Source organism: Streptomyces sp. NPDC090083 (assembly GCF_044747445.1).
Lineage (GTDB): Bacteria > Actinomycetota > Actinomycetes > Streptomycetales > Streptomycetaceae > Streptomyces.
On record NZ_JBIVED010000005.1, the window covers coordinates 406,898 to 423,542 of the forward strand.

Sequence of the window (16,645 nt, forward strand, 5' to 3'; positions counted from 1 at the left end):
CGCCGACCTGCGGCAACCGCAATACGGCCGCCCCGGCGACCGGGTCGGTGGACTCTCGCCCGGCCGGTTTCGCGGCGGCCGCACCGTCAGGGCACGGAGGCAAGCCGGTGAGACAACGAGGACGTCGTCTCACTGCCGCGACGGTCCGCTACTGGCGCTTCGGGTCGTCCAGGCCCGCCATCAGCGCCTGGTGGCTGCGGCGTACGTGCTCGCGCATCACGCGCTCCGCGCCGTCGCCGTCCTTCGCCAGGATCAGGTCGAGGACACGGTGGTGTTCGTGGTCGGACTCGCTCAGGCGGCCGGGCTGCGCCAGGGATCTGCGGACCAGTCGGGAGTAGGCCAGCTGGTTCATGAGCATGCGGTAGTGCGCTTCGAGTTTGGTGTTGTCGGCGCCGCTGACGACGAGTTCGTGGAAGTCGTGGACCAGCTGCGCGTACCGCTCCGCGTCGCCCGCCTCGACGGCCTCGTCGGCCTCGCGCTGGATGTCCGCCAGGCGCTCGACCTCGGGGACGCGACCGCGAAGGGCCAGGAGGCGGGCCGCCGCGCCCTCCAGCAGTTCCTTCATCTGGAACAGCTCGGTGATCTCGCGCCGGGACGGCACGGCGACGAAGGTGCCGACCCGGGGTCGCACCTCCACGAGTCCTTCGCTCTGCAACTGCTTGAGCGCCTCGCGGATCGGTGTGCGGCTGACGCCGAAGGTCTCCGACAGCGTCATCTCGGAGAGGCTGGAGCCCGGCTGCAGCTCGCCGCTGATGATCATCTGGCGGAGTTCTTCGGCGACCCGGGCCTGCATGCTCTTCTGCTGCAGGCGCTTGGTCGACCCCGTGGGTTCTTGCATGGTACGTGACGCTAGTTGCAGTCGGGAGAACACGTCAACCTCTCCTGCGCCCCGACACTGCCATGCAAGAACGCGACCACCTCACGATCCCGGCCCAGGATCGGCCGTCCACCGGCCCGGCTACTGGAAGGCCGGGAGGACTTCCTTGATGAACAGCTCCAGCGAGGCGCGCTTCTCCTCGTGCGACAGGCTGTTGTCGATCCAGAAGCTGTACTCGTCGACGCCGAGTTCCTCGTAGGCGCGCAGTCGCTCGACCACTTCGGCCGGGGTGCCGATCATCGCCGTGCTGTGTAGCGCCTCCGGCCGGAACTCGGGCCGGTCGGCGAACTTCGCCTCGGGACTGGGCGGCAGGAACCCGTTGCGCGGGACGGTCTTGTTGCCGAACCAGGCGTCGAAGGTCCGGTAGAACCGGTTGATCGCCTCGGCGGCCGGGCGCCAGCCGTCGGGGTCGTCCGGGGAGTGGACGTGGGTGTGCCGCAGCACCATCAGGTCGGGGCGCGGCACCTCGGGGTGGGCGGCCACCGCCGTGTCGAACTTCCGCTTGAGGTCGGCGACTTCCTCGTCCCCCTTCATCAGAGGGGTGACCATGACGTTGCAGCCCTGGGCCACGGCGAAGTCGTGCGAGGCGGGGTCCCGGGCGGCGATCCACATGGGCGGGGTGGGCCGCTGCACCGGCTTGGGCACGCTGGTCGTGGTGGGGAACCGCCAGATCTCGCCGTCGTGGGCGTAGTCGCCCTGCCACAACGCCCTGACGGCGGGCACGAGTTCCCGCAGGTGCTTTCCTCCGTCGGCGGCCGGGAGTCCGTCCGCCAGCCGGTCGAACTCGAACTGGTAGGCGCCTCGGGCGAGTCCGACCTCCATGCGTCCGTCGCTGATGACGTCGAGCAGTGCGCACTCGCCTGCGACGCGGATCGGGTTCCAGAACGGGGCGATGATGGTTCCGGCGCCCAGCCGGATGGTCGAGGTCTTCGCGGCGAGGTGGGCGAGCAGCGGCATCGGGCTCGGGGAGATCGTGTACTCCATCCCGTGGTGCTCTCCGATCCACACCGTGGAGAACCCGCCGGCCTCGGCCATGAGGGTCAACTCGGTGAGGTTCTCGAAGAGTTGGCGGTGGCTGACCTCCTCGTCCCAGCGCTCCATGTGCACGAACAACGAGAACCTCATGACTGCTCCTCCTGTGCTGCGGTGGCCTGCGGACGGCTGCCGTCCCGGCCGGTGTGCTCGTCGGGGATCGTGCCGGGGCGGGGCGCTCCGGCGGCGTCCATCTCGGTGAGGGTGATGTCGCCGGTGGCCCAGTGGGTCCGGGGCACCTCGTGGACGACGACACGGATGTGTTCGGGCCGGGTGTCGGTGGTCCGCAGGACCGCGGCGTGCACCTCGCGCAGCACGGCGCGGATCTGCTCCGGAGTGCGGCCCTGGGCGAGGGTGATGGAGACCTGTGGCATGTCAGCTCCGCATCGTGAACGGGTCGGCCACGGGCTCCTCGCTCGTGTTGATCCAGACGCTCTTGAGCCGGGTGTACTCCCGGATCGCCTCAGTGCCGTGCTCGACGCCGACGCCGCTCGTCTTGAAGCCCTGGCGCGGCGACATGGGGGACATCGCCCGGTAGGTGTTGACCCAGACGGTGCCGGCTTCCAGGCGCGCCGCCGTCCGGTGGGCGCGGGCGAGGTTCGTCGTCCACACGCCGGCCGCGAGACCGTAGTCGGTGTCGTTGGCCAGCCGGACGACCTCCTCCTCGCTGTCGAAGGGCATGATCGCGAGGACCGGGCCGAAGATCTCCTCGCGGACGACGCGCATGCTGTTGTCGACGTCCACGAGGATGGTGGGCTCGTAGAAGTAGCCGCCGAGGCCGCCGTCGGTCGGCTGGCCGCCGGTCAGCACCCGGGCGCCCTCGCCGCGGCCGAGGTCCACGTATCCCGCCACCTTGTCCCGCTGTTCGGCGAAGGCGAGGGGGCCCAGTTCCGTCTCCTCCGCCAGCGGGTCGCCGATACGGATGCTGCGGGCGCGCTCGGCGACCCGGTCGAGGAGTTCGTCGTATACGGACCGGTGGGCGAACACCCGGCTGCCGGCGATGCAGGTCTGTCCCGCGGCGGCGAAGATGCCGGCGACGACGCCCATCGCGGCGTTCGGGATGTTCGCGTCCTCGAACACGATGTTGGGTGATTTACCGCCGAGTTCGAGCGTCGACCCGATGAAGCGGCTCGCGGTGGCCGCGGCGATGCGCGCGCCCGTGGCGGTGCTGCCGGTGAAGGAGATCTTCGCGAGGCCGGGGTGGTCGACCAGCGCCTGTCCGGCCTCGGAGCCGAATCCGGTGACGACGTTCACCGCGCCCGGCGGGAAGCCCGCCTCAAGCGCCAGTTCGGCGAGCCGGAGCACCGTCGCCGAGGTGTGTTCCGAGGGCTTGATCACGACCGTGTTGCCCGCGCAGAGGGCGGGTGCCAGCTTGCTGCTGGTCAGGGTCAGCGGGGAGTTCCAGGGGGTGATCGCCCCTACGACGCCCAGCGGTTCCCGGGTGGTGTAGTTCAGTACCTGGCGGTCGGAGGTGGGGATGAAGTCGCCGTGGATCTTGTCGGCCAGCCCCGCGTAGTAGTGGTAGTACTCCGGCAGTGTGGCCAGTTGGCCGCGCATCTCGCGCAGCAGCTTGCCGTTGTCCAGGGTCTCCTTGCGGGCGAGGTCCTCGGCGTTCTCGGCGATCAGGTCGCCGAGCCGGCGCAGGAGATGACCGCGCCGGGTCTGGCTGAGGTCGCGCCAGCGGGGGTCCTCGAAGGCCGTGCGCGCGGCGGCCACGGCCCGCTCGATGTCCTCGGCGGTGCCGCGCGCGGCCTGGTAGAGGGCTTGGCGGGTGGCCGGGTTGGTGCTCTCGAAGTACTCGCCCGACGCGGGTTCGGACCACGTCCCGCCGATGAAGTGCTTCAACTGGGTGAGGTCAGACATGTGCGCGCTCTCCGATGAAGGTGAGGAGTGAGTCCGCGAACGCCTCGGGACGTTCGACCGGCAGCATGTGCCGCGCCTCGGGAACGATCACCGCGCGGCAGTCCGGGAGTGCCGACGCGAGCCGGTGGGTCATCTCGGGGGTGGAACCGGGATCGTGTTCCCCGGTGACGGCGAGCGCGGGCCGGGTGATGGCGCCGAGGTGCGGGCCGAGCCAGGCGTCCGCCGTGGCGAAGACGCGATAGCAGTTGAGGAAGGACCTGACGTCGTTGGACCTCAGGGTGGCCTCGGTGCGGGCGACCTGGCCGGGGTCGACGTCCGTTCCGCCGTACCACCGCTCCAGGGACGCGGTGGCGCTGGCCGCGAAGTCGGTCTCCGCCGTACGGAGCCGGGCGAGGACGGACGCCTGTTCCGTCGGCGTCCGCCGGCACACGGAGCTGGCCGAGGTCAGCGTGGCCACCAGGTCCGGGCGTCGCAGCGCCAGGTGCTGGGCGACGAGTGCCCCCAGCGAGAAGCCGACGAGGTGCGAGCCGGCCGGAATCCCGCCGACGACGCCGTCGGCCAGGTCGGCGAGGGTCACTCCGTCGGGGGCCGGGGGGCGGGTGCCGTGTCCTGGCAGGTCGGGGGTGAGCAGGGTGAAGCGGTCGGCGAGGAGCGGGGCGACCGGCTCCCACATGGTGTGGTCGAGCCCGACGCCGTGCAGGAGCACCATGGTGGGCTTGTTCATCGCTGCCTACTGCTCGGTCGCCAGCGCCGCGAGGCGGGCCTGCGGGCGTCCCTGCGAGGCCGCGGCGAGACCGATCACGATCTCGTCCGCGCGCGGTCCGTCCGGTACCCGGGCCTCGATCGACTGGTGGTGCGAGCGGATCGTGGCGTCGGTGATGTGCTTGAGCGGGATGTCGAAGCCGGCTCCGGCGACGGCCCGCTTCTCCACGGCCGGCAGCAGGGTGCTCGCCTGGGCGGCCTTGCGGAAGTGGTCGCCGAACTTGAGCGTGTGGATGAGCGCGGACCCGTGCTCGATCTCCCCGTCGAGGCCGACGATCGCGGCCTTGCCGTACGCCTCGACGGGGGCGCCGAGCGCTTCGACCACACGCGGGGCGAGGAGTTCGCCGAGCTGGGGTGCGACCTCGTCGATCCCGGGCAGCAGATCGTCCACGAAGCCCTGACCGGACCATGGGTTCTCGATCACGGCCAGGACGACCGCCGTGCGGGCGGGCGGGTCGACCGGACGGCCGCCCTCGGTGTGGATGTCCTCGACGTAGGTGATGATCTTGCGGACGTTCATCGGGCGTTCTCCAGGTCGGCGAGACGGACGACGGGGTCGGTACGGCGGTCCCCGATCCGGGCGTTGGGGCGGGGGCCGGACGAGGCGGCGGCGATCACGAGGATCTCGTCGGGGCGGGGCGCGTCGGGGATCCGGATCTGGACGGTCTGGTAGTGCGAGCGGGTGGCGGCGGCCGTCTTGTGCCAGAGGGGCACGGTCAGCGGGTCACCGGCCGACAGGCGGTCGTCGTTGAAGACGATGATCGAGGTGCCCTCGGTCAGCTCCCTGAGGACGTTGCCGAAGTACGGGGTGTGGATCAGCGCCCCGCCGTGCTCGATCTCCCCGTCGAGGCCGACCACGGCAGCCTTGCCGAAGGCCTCGATCCGGTCGGCGCCGCCCAGCGTCTCGATCAGCCTGCCGGTCAGCAGCAGGCCCAGTTCCGGCGCCACAGCCTCGACCTCGGTCCCCAGGTCCCCGACGAGACCGCGACCGGCCCAGGGGTTGCGGACGACCGCGGCGGCGGCGACCCGCCGCACCGGAGTGGCGACCGGCCGTCCGAGTTCCAGGAAGACCTCGTCGACGACGGTCACCACCTTCCGCACGAGGCGGCTCATACGGGGAACCTCCGTACGGCCCGTCCCGCTCCGATCGCGAACTCCCGCGCAGGGTCCATGACTTGGGTGCGCGCACCGGGACGGTCCGCTGCTCCCGGGCCACGGCAGATCAAGAACCTCATCGCAAGCCTTCCTGCTTCTGCTGCTGTGCCATACAAGCGAGGCTAGGGTCGCCCGGCGAAGCCCGTCAAGAGGTGACCGCCCAGGAAAGGCATTGACCTTTACATATACGGCTCCCGCCTGCACGTTCAAGGATTCTCTGCGCGAAGTATTGACACGCCAATTCCCCCTACCTACCGTCCTCTGCCATACAAGAGCTCCACTGATGGGACCGCTATGAGTCGCACTCTTGACCTCACCGCCACCCCCGCAGATCGCATCTCGCGACTCCGTTCCGTATGGCGGGCCGCCTGGGACCAGGGGCACGTGGACGCACTGGACGACCTGCTCAGCCCCGCCTACGTCCGCCGCCGCGGACCCGCGTCCGCCGCGCAGGGCCGCGACCAGTTCAAGGAGTCCATCCGCGCGATGCGCGACGCGTTCCCCGATCTGCACACCGAGATAGAGGACATCGTCGAGGACGGCGACCGGGTGGCGATCCGCTGGCGCACCACCGGACGGCACACCGGCGCGTTCCTCGGTGTGCCGCCCACCGGAAAGCCCGTCGAGGTGTCCGGCGCGACCTTCGCCCGCTTCGACGGCGCCTCGGTCACCGAGGAGTGGGTGACCTTCGACTCCCGGCAGCTGCTGGAGGCGCTCGGCATCATCACCACCGGCCACCAGGCCGCGGTCGACGCCGACCTGGTGCGCGGAGTGCACCGCAAGTTCATCACCGGCGTCACGGTGGTGACCACGGACGACGACGGCACGCCCCGCGGGCTGGCGGTCAACGCCTTCTCCAGCATCTCGCTCGACCCGCCCATGGTGCTGGTCTGCGTCCAGCGCAGCTCCTCCACCCACCCCGTGCTCCACCGGGCGAGCCACCTGGGCATCAGCATCCTGTCCGCCGGCCAGCTCGACGTGGCGAAGGTCTTCGCCTCGAAGGGCGACGACAAGTTCGCCCAGGTCGGCTGGACACCGGGCGCCTTCGGCTCCCCGCTGATCGACGGCTCCTGCGCCCAGCTGGAGGTGGAGATCGGGGAGCGTCTCGAAGCGGGCAGTCACACCGTCTTCACCGGCCGGGTCGTCTCCGCCCGCCACGACGACCTCGCGCCGCTGGTCTACAGCGGCGGCGGCTTCTTCGACATCTCGCACACGGCGCCACTGCCGTGGTGAACCTTCTCCTCCCCGGGAGCACCACATGACAGAAGGAACACCGACGCCCCTCTACGGCAGCGCGGTCACCAAGGTCGAGCCGTTCGGCGTGGACCACATCCCCGACAACGAGCGGCACGGCAGGCCCAGTTCACAGTTCTTCGTCTGGTTCGCCGCCGGACTCAACTTCCCGATCATCCTGCTCGGCTTCAGCGCGGCCTGGTTCGGGATGAGCTTCGGCGCCGCCGTCACCGCGATCGTCGTCGGCGCGGCACTGGGCTCGCTGCTGATGGCGGTGATGTCCCGCATGGGAGTACGGCTCGGGGTGCCCCAGCAGATCCAGGCGCGCGGCCCGCTCGGCTTCTTCGGCAACTTCGTCCCCGTCGCCTACATCAACGTCTTCGCCGGTGTGGGCTGGGCCTCCGTCACCGTCATCCTGGGCGGCAAGGCGTTCGCGGAGCTGACCCATCTGCCGTACTGGCTCTGCGCGTTGGCGCTCACCGCGATCGAGCTGGTCGTGTCGATCTACGGCTACAACATGATCAACTTCCTCCAGCGGATCCTGACGTACGTCCTCACTCCCCTGTTCCTGATGATCACCGTGGTCGCCGTGGTGCGCGGCGGCAGCTTCTTCCACGCCGACTCGTCCGCCGCCGGATACATCGGCTCCACCGGCGGCTGGGTCACCTTCTGCGGCTGGTTCCTCTCCTTCCTCGTCGCCTGGGCGCCCTTCGCCTCCGACTACTCCCGCTATCTCCCCGACACCCCCGACGTCGTCACCCGCACCGCCTGGTACACCGGCCTCGGGAACTTCGTCACCATCGCCTGGCTGGGCATCCTCGGCGTGGTCGTCGGCGGCAGCGCGACCAGCTCCGACTCGATCACCGCCCTGCACCAACTGGCGGGCCCGTTCGCCGTCCCGGCCCTGCTCGCCGTAGGACTGTCCGCCCTGGCACAGAACTTCCTCAACGTCTATGGCGGCGCGATCTCCGTCCAGACCCTGAAGATCCCGGTCACCCGCTCCCAGGCGGTCACCGTCATCTGCCTGCTGGCCTACGGCATCAGCCTGTGGGGCGAGTCCGGCACGGAGGACAAGTTCAAGGTCTTCCTCAACCTCACCGCGTACTTCATCGCGCCGTTCGCGGCCGTACTCCTGCTCGACTTCTACCTCGGCGGACGGTCCGACCCCGCCCGGATCGCCGAACTCTACGACCGGCGGCGGGTGTTGGACTGGGGCCTGGTCGCCTGGGCCGGCGGGGTCGCCGCATCCGTACCGTTCTGGCAGTCCAGCTTCTACACCGGCCCCTTCTCGAAGGCGTACCCGGGAGCGGGTGACCTGAGTATGTTCGTCGCGGCGGGCGCGGGCGCGGTCCTGTACCTGCTGACGTATCGGCTCAAGCCTCTGTGGGTGCGGGACACGGGCCCCGACGACCCGTCCGCGGACCACCTCGATCGCTCCAGGTCGGCGGCCGGTCAGGTGTACTGACGGTACGTCACATCACTTTCTGACAGCGTCCGTTCGCGCGGGCGCTGTCAGTCGTATGTCTGGCGGGGACGGGTGTCGTCGTGGTGGCCGATCGGAGCAGAGCCTGCTCGAAGATGACACGGTGCCACGCCACTCCGGCAGTCCCCGGTCGGGCCGACCGGTCAGGGCTTCGTCCGCGTCGTCACCTCATGTCGTCGGAGGAACGCGTCGACGAGTCCGTCGGTGAATGCGCGGGTGACCGGTTCGTCCGTCACCAGTACGCGGTAGTAGAGAGGGCCTACGAGCTGGTCCGTCTCGGCCGCCATGTCGAGGTCCGCGGGCAACTGGCCCCTGTCCACGGCCCGTTCCAACGGCAGGCGGTCGCGGCGGCGTTGCTCGTCGAGATACCGGGACCTGAAGTCCTGGGCGAACACCGGATCGTGCTGTGCCTGGGCGATCAGTGCCTTGAAGACGGCACCGGATTCCGACTCGCTGAGGAACCATGCCAGCCGGCGCAGGTGGTCGCGCAGGTCGAGAGCGAGGTCACCGGAATCGGGAGGGGTGAGGTCCTCGGTCGCATCCTGGAGGAAGGCGTCCATCAGGACGTCGGTCTTGCTCTTCCACCAGCGGTAGATGGTCTGCTTGGCCACACCGGCCCGTGCGGCGATGCCCTCCATCGTGACGCCCGCGAAACCCTTCTCGACGAGCAGGCCGTCGGCCACCTCCAGGATCGCCAGCCGGGCCGCTTCACTGCGTCCGTGCCGGTTGCCGTGGTGACGCCGCCCCGATCCATAGGTGCTGCTCGCCTCGGCGGAGTCTGTCGCAGGTGCCATGTCGCCTCCCCGTCGGTCCGGTCAGGGTATCCCCTCTAGACGTGACGCAACGTTGCGTCTAGCCTAGCTGTCATGACACACACTCACACGCTTGCCGACCCTCGCGTCGAAGCGGCCCTCAGCCGGATGTTCGAGCGAGCCGAGCAGGACGAAGCGACCGCCGCGCGCGTCGGCGCGGCGCTGCCCGACGGTCTCGCGCCACTGACGCCCCAGGAGCGGGCCGACGCCGTGGCGGAGGTCTACATGCCGATCTCCGCCGACGGCGGGAAACTGCTGTACAACCTGGTCCGGGCGGTCCGTCCGGCCACGGTCGTGGAGTTCGGCACGTCCTTCGGGATCTCCACGCTGTACCTCGCCGCGGCGGTACGGGACAACGGCACCGGACGCGTCATCACCACGGAACTCAGCAAGGACAAGATCGCCGCGGCCCAGCGGACCTTCGCCGAGACCGGCCTGGACGACCTGGTCACCATCCTGGAGGGAGACGCCCGCGACACCCTCCGCGACCTCCACGACCCCGCGGACTTCGTCCTGTTGGACGGCTGGAAGGAGCTGTGTCTGCCCGTACTGCGACTTCTCGAACCACACCTGCGGCCCGGCACGCTCGTCGTGGCCGACGACGTCGACCTGAGCAGCCTGCTGCCGTACCTCGACTACGTGCGCGATCCCGCGAACGGGTACCAGAGCGTGACGTTCCCCGTCGAGGACGGCATGGAGATCAGCTGCCGCCTCTGAGCAGCGCGGCGAGGCACGCACGCCCCGGGGCGAGAGAAACGCCGCGTCCGCGCCCATCCACCGCCGCGACGATCACGTCGGCGATCCCGCGCTCGCGCCCGCGTGCAGCAAGCAAAGTGGCCGATGTCCCGACCGTGAGCCCGATGTCCGGGACGCCCCCCTCGGCGCTCCCTAGGCCGGCTCACCGAGGTCGCGTGCCATCCAGCCAGGCGTGTCCAGTCGGATGCCGGCCGTACCGACCAGCGCAGACAGATGCGCCTCCATGCCTTCGAGCTGAGCGGTGCCGATCTGCCGTGCCCAGCGGTCGCGCAACTCGTCGAAGATCGCTTCGCCTTGGCGCAGCACCTCCTCTCCGAGGTCGGTGACCTGGAGGCGTTTCCGACGGGCGTCGAGGGGGTCCGTGTCGCGCGTGACGTATCCACGCTCCTGGAGTACCGCGATCGTCTTCGCCGCGGCCTGTTTGGAGACCGACATGCGGCGGCCGAGCTCGGACGCGTTGTCCGCACCCGCCGCGATGGCACGCATGGCGAAGTCATGGACGGGACGGACGTCGTCGTAGCCACGCAGGGCCAACTCGGCGAGCGCGGCGTCCGCCAGGGAACGGAAGCCGCCCAGGAGGAGCAGCGCGAGATCGGCGCCGGAACGGGACATGGCAGAAGGGTACGGCAGCATGGACATCGACAACCTGGTTGGCTATCGTTCGACAATCAGGTTGTCGATTCGAGGAGTGCGCGATGAGCACCACACCGACCGGTGCCACGCTTGAGGGAGTCACCCACCACCGGATCGAGATCAACGCGACGACGCTGCACTACGTGACGGCGGGCAGCACCGGATCGCCGATCCTCCTGGTGCACGGATTTCCCGAGACCTGGTGGGCCTTCCACAAGCTCATCCCACTGCTCGCGGAGCACCACCGCGTCTTCGCCGTCGATCTGCGCGGCTTCGGCGACTCGGGCAACGGAAAGGGCGAGTACGACAGCACCACGTCGGCCGAAGACCTGCACCTTCTGATCGAGCACCTCGGTGTCGGACCGGTCCACGTCACCGGACAGGACGTCAGCGGGGCGACCGTCTTCCGGCTCGCGACCACCTACCCGCAGGACGTACTCAGTCTCACCGCGATCGAAACGGGGCTGCCCGGATTCGGTGTGGAGGCGCTGGCCGACGTCACCCACGGCGGCACCTGGTACATCGGCGTGCTCTGCGCGCCCGGCATTCCCGAGTTGCTGCTGACCGGCCGCGAGCACGAGTTCTTCGGGCAGTTCGTCTTCCCGTCCTTGACAGCGGTCCCGGATGCGATCACCCCCGCCGACGTCGACGAGTTCGCCCGCTCCTACGCGCGAGCCGACGGATGGCGCGGAGCGACCGGGCTCTACCGGTCGATGCTGCGCGACGGCCCCGAGATCAAGGGCCTGGCCGACACGCCGGGTCTGACCGTGCCCGTGCTCGCGGTCGGTGCGGGCGGCGGCCCCTTCACCTTCTCCACCATGACCAGGGCAGCGGCTACCCAGGTCGAGTCGGTCACTCTCGACGGCGTCGGCCACTACGTCGCCATGGAGGCCCCCGCCGAACTGGCCAAGGCCGTCCTCGACTTCACCCGACGCGTGGACGCGCCGTAGCGGCGGGCTGCGGGCGCCGAGTGGAGGCTCCCTACGACGGCCGAATCCGACGCGGTGGAGGAGCCGTGCCCCGGCGGAATCCGTCGCACTCGTAGCGGAAGCGCACTGACCTCCCGTCGTTTCGTGTTGACCCGGGCAGCGATCAGCACCTACTTTCGATACGCAACGGTAGCGTATCGAAAGTGAGGCGGTCGCTCTTGATCGGGACACCGAACGGGCCGCGCGGCGGCGGGGCGGACATGTCGGTCGGTATGGGCCGGCCGCGGGATGCCCGTCGGGATGTGGCGATCCTGGAGGCGACGTTGTCCCTGCTGACGGAGCTCGGGTACGAGCAGTTGTCGATCGAGGCGGTTGCGGGGCGGTCGGGGGCTGCCAAGACGACGATCTACCGTCGTTACCGGGACAAGGCCGAGCTGGTCGCCGCGGCGGTGGACTACCGCTCGCACGCCACACCTCCCTCGCCTGTCGCCGTCGGCCTGCGGGAGAACCTGCTCGCGCTTGCCGGATGGCTGGCCCGGCAGATCGCCGAGCAGGAGATCGGTCTGCTCGGGGCGCTGTTCGCGGGGATGCGCGGGGACCCGCGGCTGGCCGAGGAGATGCGTCGCATCCTGCGCCGGGACGAGGCGGCGATGACGGATGAACCGTTCCGCAAGGCGATCGGGGACGGAGAGCGGCTGACCCCACGGGCCGCCGAGCTCTTCGCCGAGATCGCTCCGGCGGTCATCGTGCACCGCGTGGTCGTCGCGGGCGAGCCGTGCGACGAACGCTTTGTCGAGCACCTCGTCGACGACATCCTCCTGCCGTTGTTGCTTGAGGACCGCTGAGGCAGGCAAGCCCACTCCGCGCGCACCGAGTACGACGGGTGCGACAGGTGAAAGGGAATTCATCATGATCATCGTCACTGGGGCTACGGGCGCGCTGAACGGCGCCACTGTCGAACACCTTCTCAAGCGTGTCCCTGCGGAGCGGATCGGCGTCAGCGTGCGCGACGTCGGCAAGGCACGGCACTTCGCCGAACGCGGAGTGCGGGTGCGTCAGGGGTCTTACGCGGATCCCGCCGCTCTACGCCACTCCTTCGAGGGCGCCGAGCAGGTCCTGCTCGTGTCCTCCAACGACCCGCACGCCGACCACGTCGGCCTGCACCGCGCCGGCATCGAGGCTGCCGTCGCGGCGGGAGCCCGGCGCATCCTGTACACCAGCCATCAGGGTGCCGACGTCGACAGCCCCTTCCCCCCGGCCCGCGATCACGCCGCGACCGAGGTGCTCCTCGCCGAATCCGGTGTCGCCTGGACCTCGCTGCGCAACGGCTACTACGCCCACAGCGTGCTATGGCTGCTCAGCCCCTGGCGACAGACCGGCGAGATCGCGGCTCCGGCCGACGGCCCGATCTCCTGGACCGACCGTGCCGACTCCGCCGAAGCGGCAGCGGTCGTCCTGGCCGGTGACCGGAGTTTCGACGGGCCGATCACCCTCACCGCGAGCCAGGCCGTGACCCTCGCCGACGTCGCCGCGATGGCCTCCGAGATCAGCGGCCGCGAGGTCAGGCGAGTCGTACTGGACGACGAGGAATGGATCGCGGACAAGGTCGCGGACGGCATGCCGGAGGCGATGGCACGGCGGATGCTCACCAGGTACCAGGCCGCCCGCGAAGGCCGCTTCGCCGGCGTCGACCCGCTGCTGGCCACCCTGCTCGGCCGCGAACCCCGCAGGGTCGCCGCGCAGTTGGAGGACGGCACCACCGGCTGAGGAATCGACGAAAGGCTTGCGTGGAGTCAGAGTGTTCCTTCTGCGTTCGCGATGTCGCTCCGTATCTGAACGAGCGACGAGCGACGAGCTTCAGCTCCCACTGCCCACGGAGGCGGAAGCGCTGTCGCTAGGGCACGGTGGGACGGTGCGACGGGAAGAGACTGACGGGCTACGACCGCTACGACGCTGCCGTGCAGCAGGCGTTCATCACCGTCGCCCGCCGGATCCTCTTGCCGCCATTGACAGCAGGACACTCGGCATACCGCGTACGCCCACGCCGCCTCGTCCCACCTCCCGCGCGGCGTGGGCACGGCAGCGCGGCCCTGCCGACGAGATCAGCGCCCTGGAGGGGACGGGCATGGTCGCGAGGACCGTCTGACGCGGGCGTCAACTGGGCTCACCGCGCGGAGACTTGGGACCACTGCCAGGGAAGGTGACCCCTGCGTGTGCCTGCTCCCATCAGGTCCCGTCAGGCGCCGGACCGGGCAAGACCGCTCTCCGCTCCCGAATGCTGGACTCCGCTCTTCCCTTCGCCGCGCCACCGCGTAGGCTGACCACGCAGCTGGTTCGCCCCGTCATCCAGACGGACGCGTCGCAAGAGGGAACCCGGTGAGATTCCGGGACTGCCCCGCAGCGGTGAGCGGGAACGACCGCCGTCATACGCACTGGGCCCACACAGGGCCTGGGAAGCGACGGCCAGTAGGTGTCCTCCGTACGGAGGACGTGCCCGCGAGTCCGAAGACCTGCCACCTGCCCGCACGCGAAGCATTCGCGTACGGAATTCCGGTGACCTCGTGGGCGGGTCGGCGTGCACATCGGCGGCGGACACGACACCGCTCCGATCTGACGTTCCTTCGCGCTCACGTCCCGCCACCGGGATCCAGGGAGATATCTCGCGAAGGAGATTTCCGTGACAGCGAAGTCCGCAGCCGCGGCAGCACGGTCGACCGTGTACGGCTACCCCCGCCAGGGCCAGGGCCGGGAACTGAAGAAGGCCATCGAGGGCTACTGGAAGGGCCGCGTCGACGCCGACGCCCTCCGGACCACCGCCGCAAAACTGCGCCGCGCCAACTGGCTGCATCTGACGGACGCCGGCATCGACGAAGTGCCGACCGGCGACTTCTCCTACTACGACCATGTCCTGGACACCAGCGTCATGGTCGGCGCGATCCCCGCCCGCCACCGCGCCGCCGTCGAACTCGACGCGCTGGACGGGTACTTCGCGATGGCGCGCGGCACGCAGGACGTGGCGCCGCTGGAGATGACGAAGTGGTTCGATTCGAACTACCACTACCTGGTACCCGAGTTGGGCCCCGACACCGTCTTCACCGCCGACTCCGCCAAGCAGGTCTCGGAGTTGAAGGAGGCCCTCGCCCTGGGCCTCACCGCCCGCCCGGTCCTCGTCGGTCCGATCACCTACCTCCTGCTCGCCAAGCCCGCCCCGGGTGTCGCGGCCGACTTCGAGCCGCTGACCCTCCTGGACCGGCTGCTGCCGGTGTACGCCGAGATCCTCGCCGATCTGCGCGCGGCGGGCGCGGAGTGGGTGCAACTGGACGAGCCCGCCCTCGTACAGGACCGCTCCCCCGCCGAACTGAACGCCACCATGCGCGCCTACCGCGATCTCGGGGGCCTCACCGACCGGCCGCAGATCCTGGTCGCCTCCTACTTCGACCGGCTCGGTGACGCCCTGCACGTCCTCGCCAAGGCGCCGGTGGAGGGGCTCGCCCTCGACTTCACCGAGGCCGCTGCCGCCAACCTGGACGACCTGGCCGCGGCGGGCGGACTCCCGGGCAAGCGGCTCGTCGCCGGCGTCGTCAACGGCCGCAACATCTGGATCAACGACCTCCAGAAGTCACTGTCCACACTCGGCACCCTGCTGGGTCTCGCCGACCGCGTCGACGTGGCCGCGTCCTGCTCGCTGCTCCACGTGCCGCTCGACGCGGCCGCCGAACGGGACATCGACCCGCAGATCCTGCGCTGGCTGGCGTTCGCACGGCAGAAGACGGCCGAGATCGTCACTCTGGCCAAGGGGCTCGCGCAGGGCACGGACGCTGTCACCGGCGAACTCTCGGCGAACCGCGCCGACCTCGCCTCCCGCGCCAGCTCGCCCATCACGAACGACCCGGTCGTCCGCGCCCGGGCCGCCGCCGTCACCGACGCCGACGCCCACCGCTCCCAGCCCTACACCGAACGGGCCGCCGCCCAGCGCGCGCACCTCGGACTGCCGCTGCTGCCGACGACCACCATCGGCTCCTTCCCGCAGACGGCCGAACTCCGCGTCGCCCGCGCCGATCTGCGCACCGGACGCATCGACACCGCCGGTTACGAGGAGCGCATCAGGACCGAGATCCGGGAGGTCATCTCCTTCCAGGAGAAGACCGGCATCGACGTCCTCGTGCACGGCGAGCCCGAACGCAACGACATGGTGCAGTACTTCGCCGAACAGCTCAACGGATACCTGGCCACACAGCACGGCTGGGTCCAGTCCTACGGCACCCGTTACGTGCGACCGCCGGTCCTGGCCGGCGACATCTCCCGGCCCGAGCCGATGACCGTGCGCTGGACGACGTACGCGCAGTCCCTCACCTCGCGCCCGGTCAAGGGCATGCTGACCGGGCCGGTCACCATGCTTGCCTGGTCCTTCGTCCGCGACGACCAGCCGCTCGGCGACACCGCGCGGCAGGTCGCGCTCGCCCTGCGCGACGAGGTCAACGACCTTGAGGCTGCGGGCACTTCGGTCATCCAGGTCGACGAGCCCGCGCTGCGCGAAACCCTTCCGCTACGCGCCACCGACCGGCCCGCCTACCTCGCCTGGGCCACGGAGGCCTTCCGGCTCACCACCTCCGGGGTCCGTCCGGACACCCAGATCCACACGCACATGTGCTACGCCGAGTTCGGCGACATCGTGCAGGCCATCGACGACCTCGACGCGGACGTCATCAGCCTGGAGGCGGCCCGCTCGCACATGCAGGTCGCGCGCGAGCTGGCCGAGCACGGTTATCCGCGCGAGGCGGGACCGGGTGTCTACGACATCCACTCCCCGCGCGTGCCGAGCGCGGACGAGGCAGCGGCCCTGCTGCGCAAGGGACTTGAGGCCATTCCGGCGGAGCGGCTGTGGGTCAACCCGGACTGCGGCCTGAAGACCCGCGGCTGGCCCGAGACCCGAGCGTCCCTGGAGAACCTGGTCGCGGCGACCCGCACCGTCCGGGGTGAACTGCCCGCGTCCTGACGCAGGACCAGCGGGACCCGTAGAACCCGTAGGGCTGCAGGACCGTAGGACCGGGTGGGCCGGGACGCCGCAAGCGTCCCGGCCCGACACCGCGCGAGCGTCACCGTCGCCCGG

16 protein-coding genes and 1 riboswitch are annotated in these 16,645 nt (G+C 69.9%); of the genes, 7 read left to right on the top strand and 9 right to left on the bottom strand.

The genetic code is table 11. From position 1 onward, the window contains the following. Nucleotides 1–148: 148 nt before the first annotated feature. The 7 genes from ACIPTO_RS21245 to ACIPTO_RS21275 all read right to left on the bottom strand — a co-directional run bounded on the left by ACIPTO_RS21245 (nucleotide 149) and on the right by ACIPTO_RS21275 (nucleotide 5,647). Nucleotides 149–838 (bottom strand): GntR family transcriptional regulator, encoded by a 690-nt coding sequence (locus tag ACIPTO_RS21245; RefSeq protein WP_366315059.1) that lies wholly within the window; start codon nucleotides 836–838, stop codon nucleotides 149–151. Nucleotides 839–958: 120 nt separating this feature from the next. Beyond that, complete coding sequence (locus ACIPTO_RS21250; protein ID WP_401194439.1) at nucleotides 959–2,002, bottom strand: LLM class flavin-dependent oxidoreductase; 1,044 nt, start codon at nucleotides 2,000–2,002, stop codon at nucleotides 959–961. Next, a complete protein-coding gene (locus ACIPTO_RS21255; protein WP_401194442.1) occupies nucleotides 1,999–2,283 on the bottom strand; it encodes a 4-oxalocrotonate tautomerase family protein in 285 nt (94 codons plus the stop codon). The genes ACIPTO_RS21250 and ACIPTO_RS21255 overlap by 4 nt, the downstream gene beginning before the upstream one ends. Nucleotide 2,284: 1 nt before the next feature. Beyond that, nucleotides 2,285–3,772 (bottom strand): aldehyde dehydrogenase, encoded by a 1,488-nt coding sequence (locus tag ACIPTO_RS21260; protein ID WP_401194445.1) that lies wholly within the window; start codon nucleotides 3,770–3,772, stop codon nucleotides 2,285–2,287. Continuing rightward, entirely contained in the window at nucleotides 3,765–4,496 is a 732-nt protein-coding gene (locus ACIPTO_RS21265; protein ID WP_401194447.1) for an alpha/beta fold hydrolase, read from the bottom strand. The genes ACIPTO_RS21260 and ACIPTO_RS21265 overlap by 8 nt, the downstream gene beginning before the upstream one ends. A gap of 6 nt (nucleotides 4,497–4,502) precedes the next feature. Beyond that, complete coding sequence (locus tag ACIPTO_RS21270; protein WP_401194449.1) at nucleotides 4,503–5,054, bottom strand: amino acid synthesis family protein; 552 nt, start codon at nucleotides 5,052–5,054, stop codon at nucleotides 4,503–4,505. After that, a complete protein-coding gene (locus ACIPTO_RS21275) occupies nucleotides 5,051–5,647 on the bottom strand; it encodes an amino acid synthesis family protein (RefSeq protein WP_366315071.1) in 597 nt (198 codons plus the stop codon). Before ACIPTO_RS21275 ends, ACIPTO_RS21270 begins: the two co-directional genes overlap by 4 nt. A 336-nt stretch (nucleotides 5,648–5,983) precedes the next feature. On the opposite strand from ACIPTO_RS21275, the gene ACIPTO_RS21280 reads away from it, so the two are divergent. Then, a complete protein-coding gene (locus tag ACIPTO_RS21280) occupies nucleotides 5,984–6,922 on the top strand; it encodes a flavin reductase (RefSeq protein ID WP_401194452.1) in 939 nt (312 codons plus the stop codon). Between the two features lie 25 nt (nucleotides 6,923–6,947). Continuing rightward, complete coding sequence (locus ACIPTO_RS21285) at nucleotides 6,948–8,387, top strand: purine-cytosine permease family protein (RefSeq protein WP_401194454.1); 1,440 nt, start codon at nucleotides 6,948–6,950, stop codon at nucleotides 8,385–8,387. A 161-nt stretch (nucleotides 8,388–8,548) separates the two neighbouring features. Here ACIPTO_RS21285 and ACIPTO_RS21290 read toward each other — a convergent pair whose 3' ends face one another. Next, nucleotides 8,549–9,199: a TetR/AcrR family transcriptional regulator gene (locus ACIPTO_RS21290; protein WP_401194456.1), complete on the bottom strand. Its 651-nt coding sequence runs from the start codon at nucleotides 9,197–9,199 to the stop codon at nucleotides 8,549–8,551. Between the two features lie 72 nt (nucleotides 9,200–9,271). Between ACIPTO_RS21290 and ACIPTO_RS21295 the strand changes: the two genes are divergently transcribed. Continuing rightward, nucleotides 9,272–9,934 (top strand): O-methyltransferase, encoded by a 663-nt coding sequence (locus ACIPTO_RS21295; protein WP_401194459.1) that lies wholly within the window; start codon nucleotides 9,272–9,274, stop codon nucleotides 9,932–9,934. Nucleotides 9,935–10,105: 171 nt separating this feature from the next. Here ACIPTO_RS21295 and ACIPTO_RS21300 read toward each other — a convergent pair whose 3' ends face one another. After that, nucleotides 10,106–10,585: a MarR family winged helix-turn-helix transcriptional regulator gene (locus ACIPTO_RS21300; protein WP_401194461.1), complete on the bottom strand. Its 480-nt coding sequence runs from the start codon at nucleotides 10,583–10,585 to the stop codon at nucleotides 10,106–10,108. An 83-nt stretch (nucleotides 10,586–10,668) separates the two neighbouring features. Between ACIPTO_RS21300 and ACIPTO_RS21305 the strand changes: the two genes are divergently transcribed. The 4 genes from ACIPTO_RS21305 to metE all read left to right on the top strand — a co-directional run bounded on the left by ACIPTO_RS21305 (nucleotide 10,669) and on the right by metE (nucleotide 16,531). Beyond that, the gene (locus ACIPTO_RS21305; RefSeq protein WP_401194463.1) at nucleotides 10,669–11,556 is read left to right on the top strand and encodes an alpha/beta fold hydrolase; all 888 of its coding nucleotides are present in this window, start codon (nucleotides 10,669–10,671) and stop codon (nucleotides 11,554–11,556) included. Between the two features lie 281 nt (nucleotides 11,557–11,837). Then, nucleotides 11,838–12,380: a TetR/AcrR family transcriptional regulator gene (locus ACIPTO_RS21310; protein WP_401194465.1), complete on the top strand. Its 543-nt coding sequence runs from the start codon at nucleotides 11,838–11,840 to the stop codon at nucleotides 12,378–12,380. Between the two features lie 64 nt (nucleotides 12,381–12,444). Next, nucleotides 12,445–13,302: an SDR family oxidoreductase gene (locus ACIPTO_RS21315; protein ID WP_401194468.1), complete on the top strand. Its 858-nt coding sequence runs from the start codon at nucleotides 12,445–12,447 to the stop codon at nucleotides 13,300–13,302. Between the two features lie 546 nt (nucleotides 13,303–13,848). Beyond that, nucleotides 13,849–14,068, top strand: a riboswitch (cobalamin riboswitch). 144 nt (nucleotides 14,069–14,212) lie between these two features. Beyond that, the gene (gene metE / locus ACIPTO_RS21320; protein WP_401194470.1) at nucleotides 14,213–16,531 is read left to right on the top strand and encodes a 5-methyltetrahydropteroyltriglutamate--homocysteine S-methyltransferase; all 2,319 of its coding nucleotides are present in this window, start codon (nucleotides 14,213–14,215) and stop codon (nucleotides 16,529–16,531) included. Nucleotides 16,532–16,645: the final 114 nt, after the last annotated feature.